A 26,517-nucleotide genomic window follows, 5' to 3' on the forward strand; every position below is an offset into this window, starting at 1 on the left:
GTTAATTAGATGCGGTTAAGCAAAATTGTTTTGATGATGTGTCTTCTAACTGAACGTCATCTGAGCGATCTTTTAATCCGACGCCGGTCAGTTCAATTCGTTGAGATTCTGATAAAAGATAGAAACATTTATGTACCGCGTTAGGGTACTTAAGCCCTTCTGGCCGAATGTTTGAAATACAGTTACGCAAGGATTCTTCATTGCCGCGAACGGCTTGCCAGGTGATATATAACCCCATACTGTCCGGAGAACTGAGACCGGGTCTTTCTCCGACCATTAGCACCACTTCTTTTGCATTTAAGGTCTCACAAACGTCATCTCCGACAGCAACACGGCCTTGTTCAACGATGAATACCGGAGCTATATTCCAGTCACGTTTAGGGTCGTCATTGAGTGTTTTTACCATTAACTCCAAAAAAGGTTTGGCGTGGTTGGAAATGGCATAGGACGATAGCCCGTCAGCAATCACGAACGCCACATCATATTGTGAACGGGTGTCGTCTCTGAGTTGCTGAACTTTGTAAATGGAAGCTTCGTCGAGTTTACGGCCAAGATCCGGGCGTTGCAGATATTCCATTCTATCTCTGGCTTCACTGTGAAGCCGGACTGCAGGAAGTAATGGCTGCAGAATAGGTGCCTGAGAAAACTGTTCGCACAGAGCATCCACATCCAATGGAACATGAACGGCATCCATGGCTCGCGCATGTGATAACTGGAAACGGAGAAGTTCCTCTGTCGGAATGCTTGTTCCTACCCGGCCAATACCAATTCGAGCATTAGTAAATTGTTTTAGTGTTGCCCATGGATCTTCATGAACTAACTGTTTTTTGATTGGTGTAACATTTGATTTGCTCATGATGCCTCCTGAATGCTCTGAAGAGGAAGCGCAAAGGAAGAGGGCAATTCATCGTTTAACTGTCTCTGTCCGTTAGTCGGGGCGATTTGCATGTCTTTCAGCCACTGGTCAAATTCCGGTGCCGGGCGGCTGCCTAAAACCTGACGGGCGTACAAAGCATCATGAAATGACGTGGTCTGATAGTTAAGCATGATGTCATCAGAACCGGGGATCCCCATAATAAATGAGCAGTTAGCAACGCCAAGTAAAGTAAGAAGAATATCCATGTCGTTCTGATCAGCATAGGCGTGATTGGTATAACAGATATCGCATCCCATTGGCAGTCCGAGCAATTTGCCACAGAAGTGATCTTCCAGACCAGCCCGGATAATCTGTTTACCGTCAAACAGGTATTCGGGGCCGATAAATCCAACTACTGTATTCACGAGTAATGGATTGAAATGACGAGCTACGGCATAAGCCCTCGCTTCGCAGGTCTGTTGATCGACACCATGATGTCCGTTCGCGGATAATGCGCTACCCTGACCGGTTTCGAAATACATGACATTATTTCCGACCGTTCCACGTTTCAGTTCCAACGCTGCCTGATACCCTTCGTTCAGAACATTCAGGTTAACACCAAAGCCGGTATTGGTCGCTTCTGTTCCCCCTATAGACTGGAAAACAAGATCAACCGGTGCCCCTTTTTCAATGCATTCGATGGTGTTGGTTACGTGAGTCAATACACAGGACTGAGTCGGAATGTCATAATGTTGGATGACTTCATCCATCAGGTGCATGAGTTTCCCGGCCTGAGAGACACTGTCCGTCGCCGGGTTGATTCCGATAACGGCATCGCCATTACCGTACATCAGTCCGTCAAATATACAGGCGGCTATGCCATTTAGGTCATCGGTCGGATGGTTTGGTTGCAGCCGGGTTGATAAATGCCCCGGCAGACCTATCGTATTGCGGAATTTGCTTACAACGTGACATTTTTTGGCAACCAGAATCAGATCCTGATTACGCATGATTTTGCTGACGGCAGCGGCCATTTCCGGAGTGATACCCGAACGGACCCGTTCCAGTTCCAGTGGAGTTGTGGTTTCCTGCAGCAGCCAGTTTCTGAAGTCGCCGACTGTAAAATGACTGATTTCGCTAAATGCACTTAAATCGTGTGTATCTAAAATCAGGCGGGTTATTTCGTCTTTTTCATAGGGTATCAACACATCATTCAAAAAGGTTTTCAGCGGAAGATCCGCCAGCAACATTTGTGCTATTACTCGTTCTTCTGCTGAGGTTGCGGCAACGCCGGCTAATTGATCACCAGATCGTAATGGCGACGCTTTGGCCATTACTTCCGCAAGATTTTTAAAATGGTATACTTGCGAGCCGAGTTGATATTTATAATTCGATGCCATAGACACCTCGAAATCGTTAGGCGTGTTGTTTGCTTAGTTATTAACAATTAACTAAGCTAGTTATGTTCCAACTCATTAACGAATTTGTGCAAAATTAATTAATCCTTTTTAAACAATTAGTTAATTATGGGTTGCACAGTTGGGGCGCATCATGTGGGAGCAAGGCTGATTATGAATTTTTTACAAGTGCATCATGAAGGAAATTCAAATGCACCTCAAAGGTGCAAATCTTTTGCTTATGATGTGAATCAGCAGGCCGAAAGTTTGGTTCGCTGGGAACAACGATATGATCAACACAGTCGTGGTGCATTTTACGGTTATCTGGATGAATTAAAGCTCGGTGGCTTGCATTTATTTGAAGAATTTACCAGTCGGCGCTTGTTTCAGAAGTGTTGTGTTAATGAAGATAGTGTCTGGTTAGGCTTTTCTCTTCAGGATCAAAGGCCAAAAATAAATGGCAATGAGATAGAACAGGGACAACTTATGGTTCGTCCTTCTGGTGTTGAGTTCGAGCTTTTAACACCACCGGATTTTCATATTTTTGGACTGGTACTGGAAAAAAACACGATAGCTGATGAATTACAGGGGTTAGATAAAGAACTCTGGCTCAGAAACTGTAGTAACTGGCTGGTCACCCGGCCTGATGGTTATGTTTCCTATGAATTGGCGAAAACCATATCTCTTATGCTGGACGATAACAGTCCGCTGACAGAGGGGCTTTCCAGGCAAGATAAAAGTATACGGATAGAAAGGTTAAGACCCATTGTCGCATCCCGTATCGCCGATTTATTGATGCGGGTTGAACGCGGTATGCAAGAGGTAAATATAAGCCGGCCGGAAAAGCGGCTGGTTTTGGATCGGGTCAGACAACATATTCAGGAAACCGGCCGGTACCCTCTGACCGTTTCCGAATTATGCAGCATTGCCTATGTCAGTCGGCGGACTCTTCAATATTGTTTTGAGCACGAGCTTGGCGTTTCGCCAATACAATATTTAAGAGACTGTCGTTTGAATGAAATTCGCCGTCTTCTAATCGAATCGCAGGAACCATTGGTTATTGCAGATCTGGCAATGGAATACGGTTTTTACCATATCAGCACATTTAACGAACACTATAAGCAGTTATTCGGTGAAACCCCAACACAAACAATGCTACGTGCCAGTAAATACAGCCACGTAGCCATTGCCCTTAAAAAATCGCCAGTAAAAATAAGATAACGCTTAAGATAAACTGGTAATTAATGTACTGACCAGTTTATTGATTCCTGAAGCGGCTTCACTTACCGAGTTTGCCAGCATATAGGCAGGGGTTGAGTAAACGTTATATTTCTCATCATAAACAATATCATTTACATCGCATTCAACATGTTGTCCGCCCATGGCATTAAATGCTTCGGCAGTATCTTTGTCGTAACCAATGGTTCCTTTTACGCCATTAGCATAAATCATTGGAATAATTGTTGGCGCGATGCAGATATAGCCGGCTGGTTTCTGAGCATGGTAGAAAGCCCGGCAGGCTGTGGCGACATGAGTATTGATGGTGCAGTTCTGACCATTGATTGCGAAATCTGTGAGATTTTTTGCAACCCCAAATCCTCCGGGAATGATGAGAGCATCATAGTCGTCCGGATTTAAATATTCCAAATCTTTGATATTCCCCCGGGCTATTCGGGCGGATTCAATTAAAACGTTACGTGTTTCGTCTGTGACTTCACCGGTTTTATGGTTTACAACATGAAGTTGCTCTATGTTGGGAGCAAAACAAAACCACTGAGCCTGATTTTGTTCAATAGCGAGCAGAGTTAGAACGGCTTCATGGATTTCTGAACCATCAAAGACACCGCTTCCGGCTAAGATAACTGCAATTTTTTTCATTGTTCATCCCTGTTGTCATATTTATTGATTTATTAAACAATTATAAGACTAGTTCAATATATGAGGCATGTATTGTATTTATTCATTACATGAAATTCGGTGAATGTCCAATTACCTGACTTTGATCATGATATATGAGGATATTTTTACGAAGCTAACCCGTTATCTTCATTGACAATCATCGTGGCTATACCACACTTAAACAGTAAGTGTTGATTCAGATGGCTAATCTTTTTTTGATGAGATTCTCGATAAAAATATTGTTTTAGCAAATAGAGAGCGATCATCTTAGTTATATGAAAGGGTGTGATCTATGAAGCTCACAATCAAAAGCCGTTTATACGTATTATCGATTCTTCCTCTTATTATCATTGCAATGAGTCTCATGTTTATTACCAACCAGAAAATACATGAGCTAAGTGATTTGCAGATGAATCAAACCCGTTCCAGCATGATGGAAATGAAGAAGAAAGAGTTAAGATCTTATATCGATATTACCAAAAACGCATTGCGGCCGATTATTCAGAGAAACGGGAGCAAAGAGGAGGCTCTGGAAATCCTCAGGGCGATAAGTTTTGGTGATAATGGGTATATTTTTGGTTATGATTCACGGGGTATCCGGATTTTTATGGGGGCTTTGGAAAAAGGCATCGGCACCAGTTTTTGGGATCTTCAGGATAGTTTGGGTAATTATCTGATTCGTGATCTGATCCGGAATGCGAAAACGGATGATTTTTCAACGTATTATTTCCCGAAACCGGGGGGAGATAAGCCGCTACCGAAGCTGAGTTTATCTACTTATTTCCCTCAGTGGGACCTGACTATTGGTACCGGGTTTTATATTGATAATATAGACACGGCAATTGACACTATAAGAAAGCAGGCCAATAAGCAGGTGAATAAAGCCATGATGAACATTGCGTTGATTGGTGGTGTCATTATTGTCTTAGTATTTTTTTTGGTCTTCTTTGTCAACCGCAGTATTTTGAATCCTTTAGAACGCTTTGATTCCTCCATCCGTTCTTTTGCTTCGGGAGAGGCCGATCTCACTGCCCGTATGGAAAACTTTAAAATTCCGGAATTTAATGAACTGAGTGGGCATTTCAATTCATTTATTAAAACATTACATACGTTGATATCCAGTGTTTCCGGTGTAAGCCAGAGTGTTGTCAGTGAAACGCAAATGATGGCCGAAAGAGCATCTCAGGTCGATAAACTTGCTGCTGAGCAGAGTGAAGAAACAGAACAGGTTGCTGCAGCAATGACAGAAATGACGACAACCGCGACAGAAATTTCTAATAATGCTAATCAGGCAGCGGCATCGGCATCGGAAGCGGATAAGAATACGATAGAGGCTAATGGTATTGTTGAGTCTGCTGCGACATCCGTTCAGTCATTAGCTCAGGAAATTTCGGAAGCCGGCCGTGTGATTGCTAACCTGGAAGGAAACGTTCAGGATATTTCGAAATCTCTGGAAGTGATTCAGGATATCGCGGAGCAAACAAATTTACTGGCTTTGAATGCCGCGATTGAAGCGGCCAGGGCCGGAGAGCAGGGACGGGGTTTTGCGGTTGTTGCTGACGAAGTGCGCAAGTTGGCCAGCCGGACTCAGGATAGTACTGAAGAAATTCATAACATGATCGAGCATCTCAATGCTGCTTCAAACGAGGCGGTAAATGCGATGAAATCCAGTGAGGATTTAAGTGTGGATACGGTTGAAAAAGCGAATAAAGCACATGATGCTCTTCAGAAAGTATTACTTTCAATCAATGATATCATGGACATGAACAGCTTAATCGCGACGGCAACTGAGGAACAGAGCCAAGTTGGACAGGACATATCACACCGGATCGTGGTGATATCGGATCACAGTGCCAGTTCAGCTTCACTGGCTAATGATAACCGTACTGCCAGTGAGCACCTTAACGGTAAGGCTGGTGAACTGTCTAATCTGGTTGGTCGGTTTAAAGTTTGATTGTAACTTTCCCATCGCTTTGTTGCAGTCCATTTGCTTAGAATAACTAAGCTACATGCCCTGCGCCGCGATCAAAACCCGTTCAGAGTGAACAAAAATCGGCCACAAAAGGTCAACAGACCCTAATAAGATGAATTAGCTTTGTTGAAACCGGATAACTAATTCATGTAAATCATCTGAAATAGATTTGAGTTCACTCATACAGTCCACTGTTTGGTTAGCGGCCTCACTGCTGTCATTGGTATGTGATGATATCCGGTGGATCTGAGCATTCACATCCTCGGCTACATGGCTTTGTTCTTCGACCGCTGACGCCATTTGGAATGACATATCGGCAATACTGTGTATCGCAGATGTGATTTCTTGTAGAGTATGTGAAGTTGCTTCTACTTTCTCTGTGCTCGATTCGGCATCGGATAATCCCTGGCTGGCAATGTCGACGGCGTGGGCGGATTCTGTTTTTAACTTGTCAATAATGGAATAAATCTCTTTGGTTGATTCTTGTGTCCGCTTGGACAAATTCCTTACTTCGTCGGCGACAACCGCGAATCCCCGTCCGTGTTCACCTGCCCGGGCAGCTTCGATTGCGGCATTCAGTGCTAACAGGTTTGTCTGTTCGGTTATTTGTTCTATCAGTTGGGCTGAAGTGGCAATGTTTTGGGTATGACCGGAAAGTGAGGTTACAGATGACACGATCTGATCGACTGTGCTCTTCAGTTTCACAATCGCATTTTTGGCATCATTTGCGACTTGGTTGCCGTTCGATACCAGTTCATTTACATTTTGTGCATTGTCTGATGTGGCATTGATGTGCTGGGAAACCTCGGCGATGGTTGAGGCCATCTCATTCATTGCTGTGACCGCCTGCTCAGTTTCCTGCTGCTGTTGATTGAAATGAGACATCATCGCATCAGTTTGCTGCTTACCTTGGATGGTTTGCTCATTGACACGGGTTGCATCATGTTTGATTCGTGAGGTAACCGTATTTAAATGTGAGGCCTGGCTTCTGATGGAAACTAAAATTTCACCTAACGTGCCGGGAGAATCGGTATAGCTTGCCGCCGACAGAGCATCAGAAAAATGATGTTCGAGTGATGATAAAATTAAATTGAATCTTTGATTTTTGTAGAGAGATGACAAGATTGCGTAAACTACGACTGAGATAAGTAGGATCAACTCTGAAGCCCGTTGATATCCAAGACAAAAAACAATGAGCGTGATAACAAGAGCAGCGATTAAAAGCACGTTTTCGGGAGCGAGTGGCTTGCGGGGTTTGAATCGCTTTTGCGAATTGATTCTTTTGTAGAGCGTTTGGGCTCTCTGAACATCTTCAGGTTTTGGACAAGAGCGGACGGATTCATAGCCAACGACTGTGCCGTTTTCTTTTATTGAAGTAACGTAAGCATCTACCCAATAATAGTCGCCATTTTTACAACGATTTTTTACCAGTCCCATCCATGAGCCACCGTTTTTTAAATTCGCCCACATGGTTTCAAATGCCTGAGGCGGCATGTCCGGATGCCGGATGATATTATGAGGTTGTCCGATGAGCTCGTCTCTTGTAAATCCACTCATTAATACAAAATCGTCATTACAATCCGTAATGTTTCCGTGTGTGTCAGTAACAGAAATTAATTTGGTCTCTGTTGTTGGAAATTTTTGCTCGGTATCGGTGATGGGCTTATTAATTCTCATCTTGACTAGCCTGTCTCTCTGGTGCTTTTTATAATCATTTTCTAAATATAGACGAGGGTTGGCAAAAGTGCTCATAATTCAGAGACTAAAGTGAACATAAATCATAATTAGCCATTCCCCCTCACCAGTTTTTGTACAGGACTGAATGCCAGGGGAATGAGGCCGGTATTGTTTTCTGAATTAATTGCGATTGTGGTGTTTGTATTTCAAACGGTTTTCGGTAAAGTGAAGGCTCTGAATATCAGTGCAATGACGAGCTTTTATGCAGTACATTGAAATTAAAGACAGTATTGTAGAACAAATTGGTTCCGGAGTATTAAAAGCCGGCCAAAAACTACCTTCAGAAAGACAGCTTTCTGAGTCATTCGGTACCACAAGGGTGACGTTGCGGGAAGCATTATCCATTCTTGAAGCCAATGGTATGATTTTCCGGGAAGACCGGAGAGGGTGGTTCATCGCATCTCCCAGAGTTTGTGTGCCTGTTAATCAGTTCCGAGAGCTTTCGGAGTTTATACCGGATTCGTTAAGTTATCAGTGTGAACTGGTATCAGCAGATACCACGATGGCAAGTAAAGCCATTAATGACATAATGGCATTGCCTCCATTCAGCAAAATTCATTCTGTCGACCTGATTCATAAAATCAATGACCGTCCTGTTGGTTTTGTTACTTATTGGATTGCGGAAGCCGTCTGTACTGACCTCATCAGGCAATTGGAAACGCGTTGTGATCTTCTTAATATTATGAGTCCTGTGCTTGATCTTCTGGAACACAGCAAGCAGATTTCCGTTATGGTCAAAGGGTTGGAAGGCGAAATTGCCGTTAAATTGAGAGCGACGGCAGGTACGCCGTGTCTTTTTGAACGACGAATTCTTTATCAGGAAGAGCAGGTTGCTTTTGTTGAAACAACATACTGGCGCCACGACAGTGTGCAGCTTATTTAGACCAGTCTTCTGGATGAGTTAGTCGTGTTTTGTTCGCAAAAGTTTCGGCCCGGATATCTTGTGGATTGTAGATAGCACAGGATTCCATCGATAAACAACCGCAGCCGATGCAGCCCCCCAGATCATCTTTCAGTGCCTGTAACTGTTTAATACGATGTTCAAGCATTGCACTCCAGTTTGAGGCCATTTGCTCCCAATGCTGACGGGTCGGGGCCTGATGTTTTGGTAAATCAGAAAGTGAATCTGATATTTCTTCCAGAGTGAGTCCAACGGTTTGGGCGGCTTTGATCACCGCAATTCTGCGTAATACATTGCGATGATAACGACGCTGATTACTCTGATTCCGCCAACTGTAAATCAATCCTTTTTGTTCATAAAAATGTAAGGTGGAGATCTTAACACCGGCTCTTTTAGCAACTTCACCAACCGTCATTTCCATGTTTTATCCTCCGGTTCATTTTACCTTTTCCCAATTTAGTAAAAAAAAGCTTTACCTCAAGTTAACTTGAGGTCTTAACGTAACATCAAATGGTTAATAAAGGGAACACAAATATGGAATTGAATCGGAAAAGCAACACAAAACCTTATTTGACGGGATTGTTCTTTGATGGGATTTCGTCTGGTCTTTTTTTGATGGCTATTCCCTGGATAATGTTATCAACGCCTGATATGGGGGCTTTTGTTGCTATGGCAGCCCTGGCCTGTACCGTTGTTTCTTTTGTTTTGACACCTGTTTTTTCAACGTTAATTGACCGGATTTCGAGAAAAAAACTACTGATATTGGTTCAGATTTGCCAGTCTGGTACGGCGGCTTTGGTTGCACTTTTTTATGATGCGGGATATGCCTCTCAATGGCTGTTAGCGGCTGCACAAATGGTGTTTTGGACATCTGGTAATCTGGCCTGGCTGACCAACAATGCATTTACTCAGGAGAATTTCCATCAGCACGAATATGCAACTATTTCAGGAAAACAGGAAGTGATTATGCAGGGAACGACATTAGGTGCGGGAGCATTGGGTGTTGTTCTACTGGAGTCATGGGGAATGTTTGAGTTTTCCTGTTTTGCAGCCGTTGCTTCAGGAATCTCTGGTATCAGTTATACTTTGATGTCTTATCGGAGACAATTGCGTCAGTCTTTTTCCGTTACGTTTATGGCTCAAATCAGGGAGAGCAGGAAAATTTTCACTAAGAATCCACACTTTTATGCTTTCTTAATGTTGTCTGCTCTAAGTTATCCAATATTAACTTTTCTGGTTAAGCTGGTGCCTATCTGGTTTTCTGAATCTGGTATCTCTGGTGACTGGTTCGCCGGCTATAATATTGCCTTTGGTATGGGATCGTTAGTTACCGGATTACTAGTGGGACGGCTGCTTGGTTTAGCCTCACATCAAATTATTATGATCGGATCCATGGGGCTGGCGGCAATCATGCTTGTTGGCATGAGCTTGTCACCAGGTCCACAATTGTTACTGGCCTTCACTTTTTTCTTTGGCACATTTAATTCATTAAACCGTATTGCCCGTATTAACTGGATGCATCACTGTATCAGTATCGACCAACGGGGACGGGCTGAGGGTGGGTTAAAAATGTTTACGACGTTAGCTCAAAGCATCAGCTATGTTGTTATTGCTTTTTTAAGTCATTTTGGCATTACCCAACTGGGCTTTTTCTTCGCCGCCGGAGTGATGGCTATCGCGGTATTGATCATGATGCATCTGAATAAAAGGTCAGATCTGGTGGTGACAGGTGCTTAAAGCATTCCATAAAAGGTACGTAGTAGCGTGTTATTAATATTTAACCGGAAAGGCATTGTGCATAAATTGAATAAAAGTTTTTATTGCTCCGGAATTACTGTGTTGCTGAGGGTAATACAGATACCAGCCAGGAAAATTTTTACAGTATTTTCTTAATAACGGAACTAACGTACCGTCTGAAAAGTAGCGTTCTAATTTGTCTTCGGTCCATAAAACAATACCAATGTGTTGAAGGGCGGCCTGAATGGCCAGATCAATGTTGGTAGTGATTAACGGGCCGTTTACTGAAACTGAGCGCCATCGTTCATTTTGGAAAAACTCCCATCGGTAGATGATCTTTTCTGACATATATTTCCAGTTTATGCACTGGTGACTGGCTAAATCGTCCGGTGTTATTGGTGTGCCGAATTTAGCAAGATATGTTGGTGTCGCTGCGACCACCATTCTGAGTTCATCACCAAGAGGGTAAGCAATCATATCCTGTTTAATATTTTCTCCCAGTGTTATTCCGACATCATAGCCATCGGGAATGATATCGGCGACGATATCTTCCGTCACTATGTCCAGAACGATATCTGGATATTGCTGGTAAAAATCACTCAAAATGGGTAAAAGTACGGAATTGGCGGCCATTCCTGCACAGTGAATTTTTACAAGTCCGCTGATTTTTCCGGATTGCATTTTTGTATCTTCTAAAGCTGATTCAAGCTCTGACATTGCAGGTCGTGTTCTGGTATACAAATCTTTGCCAGCCAGAGTGAGACATACACTTCGGGTGGTACGGTTAAATAGCCGGGTTCCGATATTCGTTTCCATTCGTTTGATTAGCTGGCTTAAGGCGGATGGCGTGATTCTCAGTTGTTTCGCTGCTGCCGAAAAGCTATTGAGTTCCGCAAGAACCTGAAAGGCTTTTAATTCGGTATATTCTCCGTTTCGCATTTAATTATCCATCTTAATCTAACTAATACGTTAATATTTTGAAGTATTAATTATTAGTGTCAACAGAGACATAATCGGATTGTTCCAGTTTGCAATACACTCAATGGAGACTATCGATTCATGTATCAGTTAAGAATTTACAAGGTAAATAAAGATAAACGTGAAGCATTTCATGAGAGATTTAAGAATCATGCGATACGTATTATGAAAAAATACCATTTTTGTCCTTTGGCGGTGTGGGAGTCCTTTACCGATGACGATATGGAATTCGTCTATATGTTAGAGTGGCCGGATAAGGGCACGATGGAGCGTCAGTGGGCTGTTTTTCTTGCCGATAAAGAGTGGATAGAGATTAAAAGACAAATGGCATCAGAAACCGGTGAGCCGGTGATCAAAGCGACAGGTCGGGTTCTGATACCGGTAGAGTATTCACCAGTATCACAGGTTTTGATCCCATAAGCGATTGCTATATTCAGAGAACGTAATGTGTGCGGGCTGTGGCTGGTAAGCCCGGCAGATTAATGAATATTTTCGGTGCATGGTATATCAGAGTTTATCTGTATTTTCTGTTTTTTTTCACGAAGGATTTGTCGCAATACAATGATTGCGACGGAAAACACGATAATCACGAGGACGCTGATGGCCGTGGTCACAGCGATTAAATGTCCGTAAGAACTCATGATTGAGTAGATGGTTCCTGTGAGTGCGGTGCCAAGTGCAAAGAATCCTTGCTGAACGGTAACCAGAGCGCCGCTGGCTTCGCTGGCGTGATGTTTATTGACATTTGATAATGTGAGTTTAAATGCTGAATTTAGCATGAAGAGGTTACCTAAGCCGATAAGTCCGGTTCCGATCATTATGTAGGGGATTGTAATCGTTTGTTTACAAATCCAGAACAGACCAATGGTCGTTAAAAAGCCCAGAGAAGTTGCTATTGCTCCAAGAATAAATGTCCGGCGGTCACCCCAGCGTTGACTAACGCGTTCGCTCAGGAGTGAACCGATAAACCCTGTTATGCCGAGGTACATAAAAGTATTGCCGGATTGCAAAGGGGTAAAGTTGAGAGCTTTTTGCAAATAGACCGCAGTCACAAACAGATATCCCGAATAGGTTAATGTTACTGCAATTTCGGTTAGTAATCCGGTTCTGGCATTGTTTGTCATAAATAAGGAAGGAGGAATCAGAGGGTTTCCTCCTTGTTTTTCCAGCCGTTTTTCATATCGGATCAGATATACCGAAAACGGAATCAGGCACGGTAATAACAGGAATAAAACAGGCCAGTGATGCCCCAGTGTAATGGGGATCAGTAAACATAGCATTGCTCCGGCAAACAGAAAAATGCCGGGAATATCCATTTTGGGTTTAATATCGGCTTTCGTTTCCGGGATGAAAAAATAGCCAACAAACAGAATAATCAGACAGATAGGGATGTTAATGAAAAAGGCTGTACGCCAACTGAGATTAAATAGATTGGCAGAAACGATCCATCCTCCCATCATTTGTCCGAAAGCAACGGATAACCCGGCTACCGATATGTAAATACTGACGGCTCTGCTGTGTCTTTCCCCTGAGAGGGTCGCGTGAATGGTGCTTAAAATCTGAGGCGTTAACAGAGCCGCAAACAACCCTTGCAGAGCCCGTCCTGCTAACATAGCCAGAATATGATGAGATGCCCCACAGATGACCGATGCAAAGCTAAAGCCTAAAATTCCCAGTAGGAAAATTCGTTTCCGACCGTATCGGTCTCCCAATCTGGCTCCTGTCGCAATTAACGTCGAAAAACATAAAGCGTATAACGCGACAATTAAAATTAATCCGGTTTCTGCAGTGTGTAATGTTTGGCCCATCAATTTTAAAGCGACATTAACGACGGAGAAATCAATTTGAGGTAAAAGTTGCCCGGCAACAAGTAATAACAATCCGAATAACGACAAAGGCTTATGAATACTGTTCATATATAGAACTCTATGAAATACTAACAATAGCCATGTATTATGATAACCTTTTAACATCGTACAAGAATCTGTTTAGACTCGTATAAGATGTATCAGGATAATCATGAGTGAAGACAATCTAAAAGTGTTAGGTGAATTCTACCGCCGGAAAAGAGAGTCCCTTTTACCGGAATCGATGGGCTTACCAAAGTCAGCCAGACGAAGCCGGACTCCCGGGTTACGCCGGGAGGATGTGGCTTACCTTGCCGGCGTCAGTTCCGTCTGGTACAGCAAGATCGAAAGAGGAAAGACAAAAGGGATCTCCGCTACGACCATTGAATTATTGAATAGTGCATTGCAATTAACAAAAGACGAAGTGGAGTACGTCAATCGCCTGATAGCATCAGAAAACATAGCTTGTCCGGTGTCTCCCTGCATGCGGCTATCTCCGTATTCCCAACGTATTCTGGATTTAGTCAATCCGTTACCGGCAATGGTTCTGAACGATTATTTAGACATCATTTATGCAAACTCGGCGTTTGTTAAAATGTGTGGTGTTGATGTTAATGAACTGTCTGTGCAGGAAAGAAACTATATTCATCTTACTATTACCAGTTCAAAATGGCGTAAATTTCTTAATATTACTGACGAACAATCATTGTCCGTTCTCTTCGAGCGACTGGCAGGTGTAATGCGGAGTAATCAGGCATCAAGGTACACAGATAAAAAGATGCGGGATTTGATAGAGCGGTTTTTATTATCATCTACTTTATTTCATGATGCCTGGAAAAAAAATACAGTGCATAAACCTCAATTGGATCATGAAATTTGTCATGCTTCTCTGAAAAAGAAAATGAAATTTTTTAAACAGATATTATTTCATGGTAGTGGTGAAAGCAGTGGACGAATTACAATTTATCACCCGGTTGATGATTCTGACTACGAACGTTTGGAACGTATTCTGAACAAATAAAAAACACCAGTAATGGTCATGTTACTGGTGTTTTATCGCAATCATGTCGGAGGCGGGTCATTGACAATTGCCTTGTTACACTTTGAACTGTTTGATTTTTTCCTCAAGATTATTGGACAGTTCTCGCAGATCAGAGCTGTTTTCGGTAATGGAATTCACACCGGACAGCGTTTTCTTACCACTGTGTGATATTTCAACCATGCTTCGGTTTATCTCTTCAATGGCGACTTTCTGCTCGTCTGAAGCGCTGGCAATTTGGGTGTTCATGTCGCTGATCATTGAAATGGCTTCGGCTATTTTCAGCAGTGATGTACCAACAGTCCTGGCAATATCGGCACTTTTTTCTCCATTGGCTTTGCTCGAATCCATCACCCGGACGGCATCAACTGAGTCTTTTTGCAGCCTCTCTATCATTTCCTGAATTTCTTCAGTGCTGTCTTGGGTTTTTTTCGCCAGAGCCCTGACTTCATCCGCGACAACGGCGAAACCTCGTCCGTGTTCTCCAGCCCGTGCCGACTCAATTGCAGCGTTGAGTGCCAGCAGGTTGGTCTGGTCTGCAATGCCTCTTATGACATCGAGAATGGACACAATGTTGCCCACATTGCCTTCCAGTTCACTAATGACAACGGAGGCCTGATCAATCTCTTCAGATAAGTTTTCGATGGACGTAATGGCATTTTGTACTACTGTCTGGACATGTTTCCCTTCCGTATCCGCATTATTGGCAACTTCCGCCGCGTTAATCGCATTACCTGCGATTTCCTGTGCAGAGGCAGCCATTTGGTTGATGGCAGTGACAACCATTTCCGTTTCTTTCTGTTGAGCATTGACGTTGTCGCTGCCTTCTTCGGCAACCTGCTTCATATTGTCAACAGTTGTTGTCAGGCTTTCGACAGTTCCCTTGATCCCCTGTACCAACTGATGGATTTTTCCGACGAACTGGTTAAAGCCAGTTGCCAGTTCTCCAAGTTCATCTTTTCGTTGGTCGTTTAGTCGGCTGGTGAGATCACCTTCGCCTTCTGCAATATCAATCAGAGAGTGGCTTGTTTCCCGGATTGGACGAACGATGGTTCGGGTAATGATTAATCCGGCAATACCACCAAGAACAATAACGACTACGGCTGTCAGACCGGCATAAGCCAGAATAAATTTCTGTATAGCCGAAAGTTTGGATGTAACCTCGACCATCTCTATTTCATTTAATAATGCCCATTTCTCTCCCATTATATTGACAGGGGTATAAGCCGTTAATACTCTTTTATTCAGATAGTTATTTTCGATGATCGTACCGGAGTTACCATTCAATGCATCATTTATTGCCTGAGACTTGATGGTATGAAAAGCAACATTGGTTTTAGTAGCCAGTATTTTATTAATTTCCTGTTGAGGGTAATTCAGTTTCCGTACCTGACTGGCAAATTCATCTGGTTTTTCCAGTAAGAGGCGGCTTGCACTACGGGGAGTATGATCCCGGCTGATTAAATACGTTTCTCCGGTTTGTCCTAACCCCGATGCTTTCCAGTTGTATCCATAGGTCATCAGTTCGGTGAGTTTTGCCGATGAGAGGGCAAATACAACCACTCCGATACGTTTTTCTTTTTCGTAAATAGGTGCAGACAGGAAACCTGTAGGGAGTCCTAAGAAACCAAGGTATGGCTCATAGTCAACAAAGGCGTAATGTGATTCCTTCAGTTTATTTGCCTGATGAAAGGCTTTTGCTAAACCGGATTTAGCAAAAAGAGGACTGGATACGGAAATACCAAAATCAATGTGTTTCTTAACAGAATAGACAACATGCCCATTGTCATCTAACAGGAAAATATCCTGCAGGTTAAATCGTTTTAAAGATGCTTGAAAATAGGGGTGATAGCGTTTGTGGTTCGCAGTATAAGAGGTCTTATCCGACGACACTAACATGTTGTCTTTGTTATTCAGTGCATTTGGATTTTTTGCAATGTATTGAGTTTGCAGAGCTATTGCCGGATCACCCATTGAGTTTATTATTGCGTTAAAATCCAGATTGGTTCCAGGATTTAGGCGGTTGAATTCGGTTGCGACATCTTTTGAGTAATATTGGCGAAGCTTGTTTTTTTGTCCCTGACGATCATTTCGTCCTACAAAGAAAGCAAAAGGTTTGTATGAAGATGAAAGATTTCTTGTGGCATCAATTACGGCCTGTTGCTGTGAAATACTCAGGATTTGGTTTTCCAGCGACGTAAAGTATTGTTGGAGAATTTCAGTCGCAACATTTCGTAATGAAATCATCTGATCGCGTCGAGCATCTAACAGGACATCTTCTGTTTTGTCTGATGAAAGAGAAGCGATGACGATGGCGGTACTGGCAACGGCCAGGGTTGCGATAGAGACGATACTGAGAATGAATTTTGAACCAATATTCATCGTTTACTAAGCTCCTCACTTAACATAATAGTATGCTTATTCAACTGATTGAAATGTTAAATTGATTCGGTCATTTGAGACAGAATCTTATACTCTTATACAAACTTCCGGTGGCTTTATTATGTCAGTTATCGCCAAGTGTCTTCATAACATTAGCTGATTGATAATAAATGTCGATAAATACCACCAAAAGTGCTACCTCTCTCAAATTTATTACTCTAATATCGAAATTAATAATCATATTTTTTATAAAAGAAACAAATCCCATAGCCATACACTATATTTAAAAACGATAAACATACTGGTACCGGAGAAAAATGATATGAATAAGTTCATCAAGTTACTCAGTTTTATTTTGTGTTTGGCGTTTAGCGGAGTGGTTTCGGCGGCAGATAAACCGATTGTCGGATTAGTTATAAAAACAGATAGCAACCCATTTTTTGTGAAAATGAAAGAAGGGGCTCAGAAAAAAGCCGACGAATTGGGCTTGGAACTTAAAACTTATGCAGGCCGTTTTGATGGCGATAATCAATCACAGGCTCAGGCGATTGAAAATTTGGTGGTTGCCGGAGCAAAAGGGATTCTCATTACTCCAAGCAATCCGGCAGAAATTGTTCCGGTCGTTGAAATGGCCCGTTCAGCGGGTGTGTTGGTGATCGCTTTGGATACGCCGCTCAGCCCGGCAGATGCTGCGGATGCTACGTTTGCTACCGATAATTTTAAAGCGGGTGAGTTAATCGGTGAGTGGGCAAAAGCGAAACTGGGAGATAAAGCGGCTTCCGCAAAAATTGCGTTACTTGATCTGAATGCCAATGAAATTAGTGTTGATGTGGCCCGTAACCAGGGTTTTTTGAAAGGGTTTGGTATTGATGTTAAGAATGCGATGGATATCGGCGATGAATCGGACTCCCGTATTGTCGGTAATGAGGTAACTCAGGGCTCCGTCGAAGGCGGACGCAAAGCCATTGAAACTTTGTTGCAAAAAGACACCGGAATTAATGTCGTGTATACGATTAATGAGCCAGCCGCCATCGGCGCTTATGAAGCACTGAGTGGTTTTGGTATGAAAGATGCTTTAATTGTTTCCGTTGATGGAGGTTGCGAAGGGGTTAAAAACGTTCAGTCCGGCGTGATTGGCGCAACGTCAATGCAATTCCCTCTAAGAATGGCAGCCATGGGGGTTGAGGCTGTGGATGAATTTGTTAAGACCGGTAAAAAACCCCAAAATACGAAAGGGCTGGATTTTCTTAATACGGGCGTTGAATTGATCACCGACTCTCCGGTTGCCGGTATTGAATCGAAATCATCCGCTGACGGTTTATCTCTGTGCTGGTAACTGAGTGAATTTTATATTTTGATGATAATAAGCGATCTTGTACTGAGGTCGCTTTTTTATTGCACCGCATTATTACCTTCCGGAAAACGCTACGGCATAGTGTTGCTATGTACTAATGCTGACTACATGTCGGGCTGCAGTCAGCGTGCACAGTATGCCTTATGAGGTAACTTTATTTGCAAGTTTAAAGCTCACGTTACCAACAAAAATAGATAGCACATAAGCTATGGGCCAAGCCAAAATGAAGTGTTTTATCCATGTATATAACCATGCCTGAGTCATTCCGAGCTCGAGTAAGCTAAAAATGCCGGTCATAAGGAATGCCATCATAAGAGAGATAAAGATTTGTGCGATAATTAAGGTTTGTTTTTTCTGCATTGTTCCATCCAAATGTGAATGGTGCACGAAAACTATAGACGAGCACCACCCTGATAAAAGGTTAGTGCCGTGGGTTTGCGTGGAGCAACTAAATCTCGAATATTCGAGGACTGGAATAACCGGACCAGTCAAAAATCTTTCCGACTCCGCATATATTAGTAATTAATGTGACGAAAGTCAAATTTTTCAGCCTGGGTATAACAAACGAGTTTATTATCAATCATTAATCTTGAGTGACGTTTTCGTTTTAATGGCCGTATTACTTTTCCAAAAAAACAAGTTACAACTGCCAATTTTATAAAATTCTTCTGTTAACTGGTTTTCTGTTGGAAAACGTCATTGTTATGTATTGTCTTTTAGTGCAATGAGGAATATTCTCGGAATAGTGATCACTGTTTATCTGAATCGTAACGATTTGATATCCGGATAAAAATAGCGACATTCAGTTGTCTGTTCTGGCAGTGCTATTCAATTTTCCATGTCTTCTAATTGTATTTATGTGGGATATTTATGAACAACTATTTCGTTCTTTTCATTGTGGGTTTCGCCGGATTTATTTCCGCTGCTGATAACTGGGTTGCCTCACTGCTTTTGCCGGGTATATCTAATTCGTTTGGAGTGACGGTTGCAACCGCCAGTATAGTTTTAACTGCGTATTTAATTCCATATGGTGTAATGCAGCCGGTTTATGGTTTTTTCAGTGATCGCCGGGGAAAAACGAAAGTGCTGAAAATTCTTATGATTTGTCTGGCTGTCGCAACATTTCTTTGTGCAAAAGCTCCGGATATTAAATGGCTTACAGCTTTGCGATTCGTTACCGGATTTTTTGCAGCAGGCATTATTGGGGTTGGTATTTTTGCGGTGGGGGGAGTGGAACATATGTGGGAAGTCTGATCCTTAAATCATTCGGTTATTCTGTTTTATTTTCTTCTTTTGCTGTTTTTATTGTGGTCGCTCTCGGTCTATATAACATAGCCGGAAAGTCGCAGGAATGTAAAGCCGGTCTGGAAGAAAAAATCTGATTCAGTGTTTTACCAACCAAAGGTGATGAATTAATGAAACTTGTAAAAGCGGGTCAAAATCATATTAATACAATGATGAAATGGTTTCAGAATGAAAAAGAAACGCAGGACTGGGGAGGCCCACATTTCCGGTATCCCTATGACAGACAGAGCTTTCAGGAAGATATACAGCTTGATGAATTAGAGTCTTATGTTCTTATCTCTGATCAGGGAGAGTTACAGGCTTTCGGGCAGTTTTATTTACGTTTAGGAAGGTGCCATTTAGGCAGGCTGGTTGTTAACCCTGAACAACGTGGAAAAGGGCTAGTAGCTATCCTAATAAAACATCTCAGCGATCTCGGCATGGCAGAGTTGCATGCTACAGAGAATTCTTTATTTGTTTACGATCACAATGTCAGTGCCAGAAAGGCCTATGAGAAATTTGGGTTCAGAGTAATGGAATATCCGGAACATTTACCTTTAGAGCATTGTTTATATATGATGAAATGACGTTGAAGGTATAACCATGATATAAAAATAATTACTATTTATATCATGGTTATGATATTTTCTGATTTATTGCTATACGTTATTTCTTTGAGGTGTTGAAGTTTTAATACTTGAATATAAAGATAATAAAATAACAAATATAATAGCTAAACATATAAAGCAGATAGAACTCCAACCATATAAAATATAAAGTAAAGCAGATAGTTTTGCTCCGAAAATACCACCAATAATAAATGCCGTCATATAACAACTGGCCGCTCTGGATTCGTTACCAATGCAGTGTTTATACATGTTCGTCTGATTATTTATATGTATTAACTGTATCATGGCATCAATAAAAACAGAGCCGATGCATAATGCAATTATGTTGTGTGGAAATAGAATGAGAAAAACAAATGATAGGAACATAACAGAGAATAAAAGCTTACTGCTGTAATTTAATTTGTTCAAAATTTTATCGGAAAAGAGAGCAACGGACGCTCCGGCTACCCCGGTTAATGAAAATAAACCAATATAGGTTTGCGAAAGATGGAAGTTATCGTATAAATTGGCCGTTATATTATTCCAGAATGCCGCAAAAACTGCCATCACTGAAAACCCATAGATACTGTATTTTAAAACCATTCGATTACTTTTCATCAATGAAAAGGTACTCATTATGATACTTATATAGTTTAGGTTGTTTTCTTTTGCTTCCGAGTCATTGGGCATAAGTATCAACACGAAGAGAAGTGACATCACCATCATGACTGATGAGAACAGATAAATACTGTGCCATCCCCAATGGGCAGCAAACTCACTTGATAGAAACCTTGACATTAAAGCACCTAGGAGAACTCCTGACATAATCTTACCAATATAAGTTGCCCCATATTCTTTTTTTCGGCTCAAATAAGAGATAGTGATAGGGATGATTGCTACACCAACCCCGAGAAAGAACGCCGATATATACATCATATAAATATTTTTGGTCAGATAGCCTTCAAAGCTGGATAAGATAAGTAATAGGTATAAGATACCAATAATTTTCTTTCTATTTGTAAAGTCACCAAGAGGAGTAATAAAGAGTAGAGAGCAAAGGTTACCTAGCAAGGAAATGGTATATATCATCGAGGCCATCTGATAGTTGATATTTAATGAGTGCATAAAGCAGGGAAAAATGGACTGAACGTAATACATGTTGGCGACTGTCAACCCACAAATAACAGGCAGAATAACGGTTAAGATTTGTCTTCTCATTATGAATAAACTCATTTCGTTATGGAATAGAAATAGTTTGCTACGAATTAATGGTGAGAAGTACTGTCAGATTTGACAGGTTGTAATATTTTATAGAAGAAATAAGAGAAAAATTAAATAAGCCCCATCTTTGTTGCTTTATAAATAGCGTATTTTATTGATGAGGTATTAAGCTTATTGGTAATGTTATTAGCATGAAATCGGACGGTTCTTTCTTTAATGTTTAATATTAAAGAAATTTCGTCATAAGTTTTGCCAATTTTTAATAAATTTATAACTTCTTTTTCCCGAAGGGTAAATGTTATTTTGGTATTTGTACGGTAGAAATGTTCAAAATAATTTAGGAGATCAAACTGTATTTTAGATTTTTGAGAATCAAAAAATTTACTGAATAATTCAGGGGTGTCACTGGGATAGATAGTAAACAGAATGGTAATTGTGCCTAGTTTTACAATAAATGTGGCCCCTGATTTGATATTATATTTTAATGCCAGATGTTTTAATTTATTATTGGATAAGTCTTTATCAGTCCATATGAACGGTGTCAGTTTTTTATGAGACTTTATTATTATATCACTGTTAATATCCATTTTCAGAGAAAGAAAATCTTGAATCCATGTTTCAGGAAGATTGGCGTAGATATGGGTGGCAGACAGCTCATCGATGAAAAATAAAGAATAATAAGGAATATTTATTTTCTGAATATACTGCTCAAAATACTCTTTAATTTCAATATCTTTCATTGTTTTCCCCTTTGTAATCGAAATTACACAAGAGTATTGAACATTTCAAGTGATGACTTCCGGATTTTACTTTGCAGAAAAGTCTGCTTCCCCCAGACGTTCCAGACAGGCCTTATCGAGTAATGGATGAGACCCTGCGGCTGAAACCAGAACAATATCAACCATTGGCAGGGGCGGCATTCCGGTCAGAATTTTTAAATCAGGAGTGACACTAATTCTTCCCATTGCACCCACTGCCATTCCGGACCTTACCAGTGCTCTTTGTGCCGATGAGGTATTGCAACAGGCAAGAAGTTGGTAGGGAGTGCCATTTTTTGTCAGTCCGTCTACAGCCGCCGCATGATATTTACAGTCATTTTGAAATAAGGCTAAAGGTAGGGGATTTGAATGATCGATCTGATAATCTTTGCTGCTAATCCAGACTCCCTGATCTCTGGCTAACCAGTAGCCTTCTTCACTGTTTTCAGCCCGGCTGAGGATTGCTGCATCCAGTTTATCGTCATCGAGCAAGTTTCGGAGAGTGACACTGGGCTCGCTAAATACCTGAATGGAACAGGTTGGCTCTGCCTGTTTAAGAACTCTTATAACTTCAGGTAAGATGATTTCGTTATAGTCTTCAGGACAACCCAGACGGAAAGGTCGTTTGTTTTCATAACGTTTAACTTGTTTGAGGGCCTGATTGTGTAACGTGACCAGTTGATCGGCGTGTGTGCGAAGAGACATTCCAGCTTCACTTAAAACCAGATAACGACCTTCCCGGTTAAACAGACTTACGCCAAGTTCTTCTTCCAGTTTTTTCATCTGAGCACTGAATGCAGACTGAGTCCGGTTTATTTGTTTTGCTGCGCGGGTAAAACTGCCGGTTTCAACAAATGCCAGAAAACTTCGTAGGGCTTCAATATCCATTTATGTCGGTTTACTCATCGTTTTTATTAATGTATATCATCAAAACTATCTGTTAGTTTTCACGCCTACTATACCTTACTCTGTCATAAATCACATAGGATGACAGTAAGGAAAACCTGATGAAGCTATATATCGGAAATCAAAATTACTCAAGCTGGTCAATGAGAGCGTGGCTGATTTTTTTTCAATGCAATGTTCAAACGGACGTTATAAAACTGAAATTGTTTACCGACGATTTTTATCAGGACATTAAAAAGATTTCTCCTGTCGGGAAAGTACCTGCTCTGGTGGATGACGAAGTCGTTGTCTGGGATTCTCTGGCAATATTGGAATACATCAATGATGAATACCTGAATGGCAGTGCCTGGCCAGAAAATAAAGAGGACAAAGCAAAGGCCAGAGCCGTTTCGGCTGAAATGCATTCAGGCTTTCCCGGTATGCGTAATGAATTGTCAATGAACTGTAACGCTGTACGTAAAACAGTAGTGCCAAGTGAGGATACACTGAAAGAGATTGAGAGGGTCGATCAAATGTGGTCTGAGCAAATGTCGCTGCATCCCGGCCGATGGTTATTCGGTGAATGGTCAATTGCCGATGCGATGTATGCTCCTCTGGCTATTCGTTTTCAGACTTATGGCATTGAATTATCTGAAAAAGCACAAGAATATCAGAGGAAGGTCCTGAGTAGTCAGGCGGTCAGGTTATGGTTCGGGCAGGCGGCTACTGAAACCGATACTATCGGAAAATACGAAGTTGCTTAGTTTACTGTTTTGACCATATTATTTTGTTTCTTCCTGGAACCGTACCAGTGATTTCACTGGTACTATTTTTTTCGGGAGAGGTGTTTTTCAGAATGGTGTTAAATGTTTGCTGTACTGAGAACGAACTGCGTTCTTAACCACTGATGTGCCGGGTCTCGGTGGGAACGTTCGTGCCAGAGCATAACAAGTTCGAAATCCGGCAGGTTAACCGGTGACTCAACTATTGTTAAGTCGCCGTCATTCAACGCTAAACGGGCCGGAACCATGGCAACTAAATCAGACTGTTTTAATGACGCAATCAGAAACTGAAAATCTGGTACAGAAAGGATGACATTCCTTGCTAAACCTAATGATTTCAGAACGTCATCAGTGATTCCGGAGAATCTATTGCGGTTTCCAGAGAGAACAAAGCATTTCTTAGTGGTTCACGGATTTCTTCTGCGAAGGCGGTGGGTTTCATTCCTCTTGAGCTGGGAATAAGAATGGGGTCATTAAATAACTCTCTCAGTCTGGATAAATGAATGCTTGCCGACGGTTGGGACAGGTGCAGGCGTTTTGCTGCCAGGGTGATTATGATATCCCTTCCTTAACTTTAAAGGATCGTGTTAATCCCGGATGTGGCGGATTCTCAGCGCATTTGAATCATGATTAGTTTTATATTGTGCCGGCTGCAATGGTTAGCAGGTTTTTCATTCACTTTGCTGATGAGCCTGCTGCCTGATACAAAAGTAAGCTGTTAATATCAAAATCGATTTTTTTGAGTACGACCTGATACTGTTTTGTCTTTGTTGAGCCTATCAGAATATCAAAGTCTTTGCTTTTTAAAGGAATGGGTAATTGGTTTATATCTGGGAAAAATATGGATTCGCCGGTGTTTGATGCCAGTAATTTCTGACTGTAATTTGCATTGTCAATGGTGCTGGAAATAAACCGGGAAAATGTAGCTCCGGCGATATCAGCGGCTAAGTCAGAAAAGTCAAATCCGGAGCCTTTAGGATTCGTATCGTACAACTCTTTTAGTTCTCCCGCATGAACACTTAATGTGTGGCTTCCTAAACTTTCTATAATCGCTGAGTACAAAAAGTGCTTGACCAAATCAGGTCGTCCACTCAGTGTTAATACATTATCAGGATATTCAGACAATGTTTTTCTTAGCTCTGGTGTATTCACACTGATATATTTAGCAAAATCCGGGTTTGCAAATGCGATAGCGATTGCCCACAACGCCGTATCGTTTTCAATTCTGGGGTCATTATTCTGACTACGTAACTTTGCGTATCTGAAGGCCCGGTGGACCACAAATGAGAGCGATAAAGATTCAGTATGTTCAGGCCAGTCGGGATACAACATTACTCTGAGATAATTATTAATCAGGCGGGGATCATAGCTATTTATCGTTTCTGCATTGAATACTTTTACTGCTGATGCCGCATTTTTGAATCCATTTTTGATTCTCTGCTCAAAGTGGACATGCTTATCTGCCGTTAATAGTATTAAATGTTTGTTGATTTGCACGTTACTAATTAACTGATTAATGGTTTTCTTTGTAGAATCATCAAAATAAGCAGACAGTGACAAATTCAGTACGTGGTGTAATACGATTCCGGGTATTCGTAAGTTCCCAATCTGGCAATGATCCAGATTTCTGCTTTCTGCTTCCTGAATCAGGGTACACTGGATATTGATATAGAAATCATACCAGCGGTTACGGATATTATACGTGGCTCTGAGTATGGCTTTACGGTCGGATAAGTGTCCCTCAACATTGATATCCGGAAATAAATGCGATACCGACGCTGTCAGATCATTCAGATTATTTTGGCTGATTTTTAATTCGATATAAGGGTGAGGAGCGAACAGCAAATTTGTCATGTAGTAATAATGTTTGACGGCATTTCTGACTTGTTGTGGTGATGCCATTTTATTTTCAACGGCCGGATGCCCTGAAAAAAGGCAGATAATCAGCGCGACAACGGATACAGGAAAAAAAAGTAGCAATAATTTTATGTATTTACCCGCAATGTGCACGGTTTGAATTCTCCTGTACCGGGCCGTTTAATGTGTATTTATTAATTGTAAATGATGTTAGCTGCTTTTGCTGATAATCGTGTTTTCTTATGAATATCCGGAGGTGATGAAATACGAAAGAGCTCGTAAGTTTTTGGTATAAAAGGCCATATCGTACCTATTATTTTATGATTCTCAGCCTGAGAATAACCGAATCCGAAGAGGACATATTGAAGATTAAAGTTATTCACCATAACGATTACCTGATATTGTTACCCCAGGGAAATTGCCGGGTGTTAAGTTCAGCTGTGCTGAATGGAGGACTTTGTGAAGCCTCCTCTTTTCTGAATCTGCGTGTAGACAAACAGACACCTCCTCCCTGGCTTCCTCCTGAGGAAACTTTGAGGCTGAAAGCCAGAGAGTTGCGGTTACCCGGATCGGTGACCGCAATGATGACTGCGGCTTCTATGAAGTCTCTGGGCTATGGTGTGGCAAGTGCCCCGGATGTGCAGGTTGAGTGCTGGGTTACCTGTGGGCTGAGTAATGTCCGCCGGGTCGGAGATGAAGCGGATGACCGGTTTGTACCGGGGACTATTAATATTTGGCTGTTTATTAACAAACCAATGTCGGATACGGCTATGGCAGAGGCGCTGATCATGCTGACTGAGAGTAAAGTGACTGCTATCCGGGATGAAAATATTATCAGTCCGGTTTCCGGCTTGCCGGCAAGCGGCACCGGAACAGACAGTCACGCCGTAATTTGTCCCCGTGGTAAGCCGGATGTGGTTTATTGCGGAAAACATACTCTTTTAGGTGAACTGATTGGCAGTGCTGCTATGAAAGCCTGTCAGATAAGCCTTAGGAAATGTCTGTCCCAGAAAACGCCATAAT

At 41.8% G+C, this 26,517-nt stretch carries 26 protein-coding genes; 11 read left to right on the forward strand and 15 right to left on the reverse strand.

What is annotated here, in order from left to right:
- Position 1 precedes the first annotated feature (1 nt).
- Both eutC and LRQ06_RS17250 read right to left on the reverse strand, forming a co-directional pair.
- A complete protein-coding gene (eutC, locus tag LRQ06_RS17245) occupies positions 2 to 856 on the reverse strand; it encodes an ethanolamine ammonia-lyase subunit EutC (RefSeq protein ID WP_232768279.1) in 855 nt (284 codons plus the stop codon).
- Complete coding sequence (locus tag LRQ06_RS17250; RefSeq protein ID WP_232768280.1) at positions 853 to 2,256, reverse strand: ethanolamine ammonia-lyase subunit EutB; 1,404 nt, start codon at positions 2,254 to 2,256, stop codon at positions 853 to 855. The genes eutC and LRQ06_RS17250 overlap by 4 nt, the downstream gene beginning before the upstream one ends.
- Before the next feature lie 171 nt (positions 2,257 to 2,427).
- Here LRQ06_RS17250 and LRQ06_RS17255 point away from each other — a divergent pair, with 171 nt between their 5' ends.
- On the forward strand, positions 2,428 to 3,474 hold the full coding sequence (locus LRQ06_RS17255; protein ID WP_232768281.1) for a helix-turn-helix domain-containing protein: 1,047 nt from the start codon (positions 2,428 to 2,430) through the stop codon (positions 3,472 to 3,474).
- Between the two features lie 3 nt (positions 3,475 to 3,477).
- Here LRQ06_RS17255 and elbB read toward each other — a convergent pair whose 3' ends face one another.
- On the reverse strand, positions 3,478 to 4,131 hold the full coding sequence (gene elbB / locus LRQ06_RS17260) for an isoprenoid biosynthesis glyoxalase ElbB (RefSeq protein ID WP_232768282.1): 654 nt from the start codon (positions 4,129 to 4,131) through the stop codon (positions 3,478 to 3,480).
- A gap of 313 nt (positions 4,132 to 4,444) precedes the next feature.
- On the opposite strand from elbB, the gene LRQ06_RS17265 reads away from it, so the two are divergent.
- Entirely contained in the window at positions 4,445 to 6,106 is a 1,662-nt protein-coding gene (locus LRQ06_RS17265) for a methyl-accepting chemotaxis protein (protein WP_232768283.1), read from the forward strand.
- A 135-nt stretch (positions 6,107 to 6,241) separates the two neighbouring features.
- Here LRQ06_RS17265 and LRQ06_RS17270 read toward each other — a convergent pair whose 3' ends face one another.
- Positions 6,242 to 7,801 (reverse strand): methyl-accepting chemotaxis protein, encoded by a 1,560-nt coding sequence (locus LRQ06_RS17270; RefSeq protein WP_232768284.1) that lies wholly within the window; start codon positions 7,799 to 7,801, stop codon positions 6,242 to 6,244.
- 262 nt (positions 7,802 to 8,063) lie between these two features.
- Between LRQ06_RS17270 and LRQ06_RS17275 the strand changes: the two genes are divergently transcribed.
- On the forward strand, positions 8,064 to 8,744 hold the full coding sequence (locus tag LRQ06_RS17275; RefSeq protein WP_232768285.1) for a GntR family transcriptional regulator: 681 nt from the start codon (positions 8,064 to 8,066) through the stop codon (positions 8,742 to 8,744).
- Here the strand turns inward: LRQ06_RS17275 and soxR are convergent.
- Entirely contained in the window at positions 8,737 to 9,183 is a 447-nt protein-coding gene (soxR, locus tag LRQ06_RS17280) for a redox-sensitive transcriptional activator SoxR (RefSeq protein WP_232768286.1), read from the reverse strand. The genes LRQ06_RS17275 and soxR overlap by 8 nt on opposite strands.
- A gap of 113 nt (positions 9,184 to 9,296) precedes the next feature.
- Between soxR and LRQ06_RS17285 the strand changes: the two genes are divergently transcribed.
- A complete protein-coding gene (locus LRQ06_RS17285) occupies positions 9,297 to 10,499 on the forward strand; it encodes an MFS transporter (protein ID WP_232768287.1) in 1,203 nt (400 codons plus the stop codon).
- 33 nt (positions 10,500 to 10,532) lie between these two features.
- Here LRQ06_RS17285 and LRQ06_RS17290 read toward each other — a convergent pair whose 3' ends face one another.
- A complete protein-coding gene (locus LRQ06_RS17290; RefSeq protein ID WP_232768288.1) occupies positions 10,533 to 11,438 on the reverse strand; it encodes a LysR family transcriptional regulator in 906 nt (301 codons plus the stop codon).
- 120 nt (positions 11,439 to 11,558) lie between these two features.
- On the opposite strand from LRQ06_RS17290, the gene LRQ06_RS17295 reads away from it, so the two are divergent.
- A complete protein-coding gene (locus LRQ06_RS17295; protein ID WP_232768289.1) occupies positions 11,559 to 11,897 on the forward strand; it encodes an NIPSNAP family protein in 339 nt (112 codons plus the stop codon).
- A 59-nt stretch (positions 11,898 to 11,956) separates the two neighbouring features.
- Here LRQ06_RS17295 and LRQ06_RS17300 read toward each other — a convergent pair whose 3' ends face one another.
- Positions 11,957 to 13,393, reverse strand: a complete 1,437-nt coding sequence (locus tag LRQ06_RS17300; RefSeq protein WP_232768290.1) for an MFS transporter — start codon at positions 13,391 to 13,393, stop codon at positions 11,957 to 11,959.
- Between the two features lie 103 nt (positions 13,394 to 13,496).
- Between LRQ06_RS17300 and LRQ06_RS17305 the strand changes: the two genes are divergently transcribed.
- Positions 13,497 to 14,345: an MmyB family transcriptional regulator gene (locus tag LRQ06_RS17305; protein ID WP_232768291.1), complete on the forward strand. Its 849-nt coding sequence runs from the start codon at positions 13,497 to 13,499 to the stop codon at positions 14,343 to 14,345.
- Between the two features lie 75 nt (positions 14,346 to 14,420).
- Here the strand turns inward: LRQ06_RS17305 and LRQ06_RS17310 are convergent, their stop codons facing one another.
- A complete protein-coding gene (locus tag LRQ06_RS17310; RefSeq protein WP_232768292.1) occupies positions 14,421 to 16,745 on the reverse strand; it encodes a methyl-accepting chemotaxis protein in 2,325 nt (774 codons plus the stop codon).
- A gap of 322 nt (positions 16,746 to 17,067) precedes the next feature.
- On the opposite strand from LRQ06_RS17310, the gene LRQ06_RS17315 reads away from it, so the two are divergent.
- A complete protein-coding gene (locus LRQ06_RS17315; protein WP_232768293.1) occupies positions 17,068 to 18,081 on the forward strand; it encodes a substrate-binding domain-containing protein in 1,014 nt (337 codons plus the stop codon).
- Between the two features lie 159 nt (positions 18,082 to 18,240).
- On the opposite strand, the gene LRQ06_RS17320 is transcribed toward LRQ06_RS17315, so the two are convergent.
- The gene (locus tag LRQ06_RS17320) at positions 18,241 to 18,459 is read right to left on the reverse strand and encodes a DUF2798 domain-containing protein (protein ID WP_232768294.1); all 219 of its coding nucleotides are present in this window, start codon (positions 18,457 to 18,459) and stop codon (positions 18,241 to 18,243) included.
- 510 nt (positions 18,460 to 18,969) lie between these two features.
- Here LRQ06_RS17320 and LRQ06_RS17325 point away from each other — a divergent pair.
- Positions 18,970 to 19,353 carry an MFS transporter gene (locus LRQ06_RS17325; RefSeq protein WP_232768295.1) on the forward strand — a complete coding sequence of 128 codons (384 nt, stop codon included), beginning with the start codon at positions 18,970 to 18,972 and terminating at the stop codon, positions 19,351 to 19,353.
- 161 nt (positions 19,354 to 19,514) lie between these two features.
- On the forward strand, positions 19,515 to 19,970 hold the full coding sequence (locus tag LRQ06_RS17330; RefSeq protein ID WP_232768296.1) for a GNAT family N-acetyltransferase: 456 nt from the start codon (positions 19,515 to 19,517) through the stop codon (positions 19,968 to 19,970).
- A 72-nt stretch (positions 19,971 to 20,042) separates the two neighbouring features.
- Here LRQ06_RS17330 and LRQ06_RS17335 read toward each other — a convergent pair whose 3' ends face one another.
- The 3 genes from LRQ06_RS17335 to LRQ06_RS17345 all read right to left on the reverse strand — a co-directional run bounded on the left by LRQ06_RS17335 (position 20,043) and on the right by LRQ06_RS17345 (position 22,858).
- Positions 20,043 to 21,224 (reverse strand): MFS transporter, encoded by a 1,182-nt coding sequence (locus LRQ06_RS17335; protein WP_308218842.1) that lies wholly within the window; start codon positions 21,222 to 21,224, stop codon positions 20,043 to 20,045.
- A gap of 98 nt (positions 21,225 to 21,322) precedes the next feature.
- On the reverse strand, positions 21,323 to 21,952 hold the full coding sequence (locus tag LRQ06_RS17340) for a helix-turn-helix transcriptional regulator (protein ID WP_232768297.1): 630 nt from the start codon (positions 21,950 to 21,952) through the stop codon (positions 21,323 to 21,325).
- A gap of 66 nt (positions 21,953 to 22,018) precedes the next feature.
- Entirely contained in the window at positions 22,019 to 22,858 is an 840-nt protein-coding gene (locus tag LRQ06_RS17345) for a LysR family transcriptional regulator (protein WP_232768298.1), read from the reverse strand.
- Between the two features lie 119 nt (positions 22,859 to 22,977).
- Here LRQ06_RS17345 and LRQ06_RS17350 point away from each other — a divergent pair, with 119 nt between their 5' ends.
- On the forward strand, positions 22,978 to 23,619 hold the full coding sequence (locus LRQ06_RS17350) for a glutathione S-transferase family protein (RefSeq protein ID WP_232768299.1): 642 nt from the start codon (positions 22,978 to 22,980) through the stop codon (positions 23,617 to 23,619).
- 98 nt (positions 23,620 to 23,717) lie between these two features.
- Here LRQ06_RS17350 and LRQ06_RS21265 read toward each other — a convergent pair whose 3' ends face one another.
- The 3 genes from LRQ06_RS21265 to LRQ06_RS17355 all read right to left on the reverse strand — a co-directional run bounded on the left by LRQ06_RS21265 (position 23,718) and on the right by LRQ06_RS17355 (position 25,647).
- The gene (locus LRQ06_RS21265; protein ID WP_373054862.1) at positions 23,718 to 23,993 is read right to left on the reverse strand and encodes a LysR substrate-binding domain-containing protein; all 276 of its coding nucleotides are present in this window, start codon (positions 23,991 to 23,993) and stop codon (positions 23,718 to 23,720) included.
- Positions 23,975 to 24,196 carry a LysR family transcriptional regulator gene (locus tag LRQ06_RS21070; RefSeq protein WP_308218847.1) on the reverse strand — a complete coding sequence of 74 codons (222 nt, stop codon included), beginning with the start codon at positions 24,194 to 24,196 and terminating at the stop codon, positions 23,975 to 23,977. The genes LRQ06_RS21265 and LRQ06_RS21070 overlap by 19 nt, the downstream gene beginning before the upstream one ends.
- Before the next feature lie 116 nt (positions 24,197 to 24,312).
- Positions 24,313 to 25,647 carry a YfiM family lipoprotein gene (locus LRQ06_RS17355; RefSeq protein ID WP_232768300.1) on the reverse strand — a complete coding sequence of 445 codons (1,335 nt, stop codon included), beginning with the start codon at positions 25,645 to 25,647 and terminating at the stop codon, positions 24,313 to 24,315.
- A gap of 167 nt (positions 25,648 to 25,814) precedes the next feature.
- Here LRQ06_RS17355 and LRQ06_RS17360 point away from each other — a divergent pair, with 167 nt between their 5' ends.
- A complete protein-coding gene (locus tag LRQ06_RS17360) occupies positions 25,815 to 26,516 on the forward strand; it encodes an adenosylcobinamide amidohydrolase (protein WP_238484031.1) in 702 nt (233 codons plus the stop codon).
- Position 26,517 lies beyond the last annotated feature (1 nt).

Source organism: Vibrio salinus (assembly GCF_021272385.1).
GTDB lineage: Bacteria > Pseudomonadota > Gammaproteobacteria > Enterobacterales > Vibrionaceae > Vibrio > Vibrio salinus.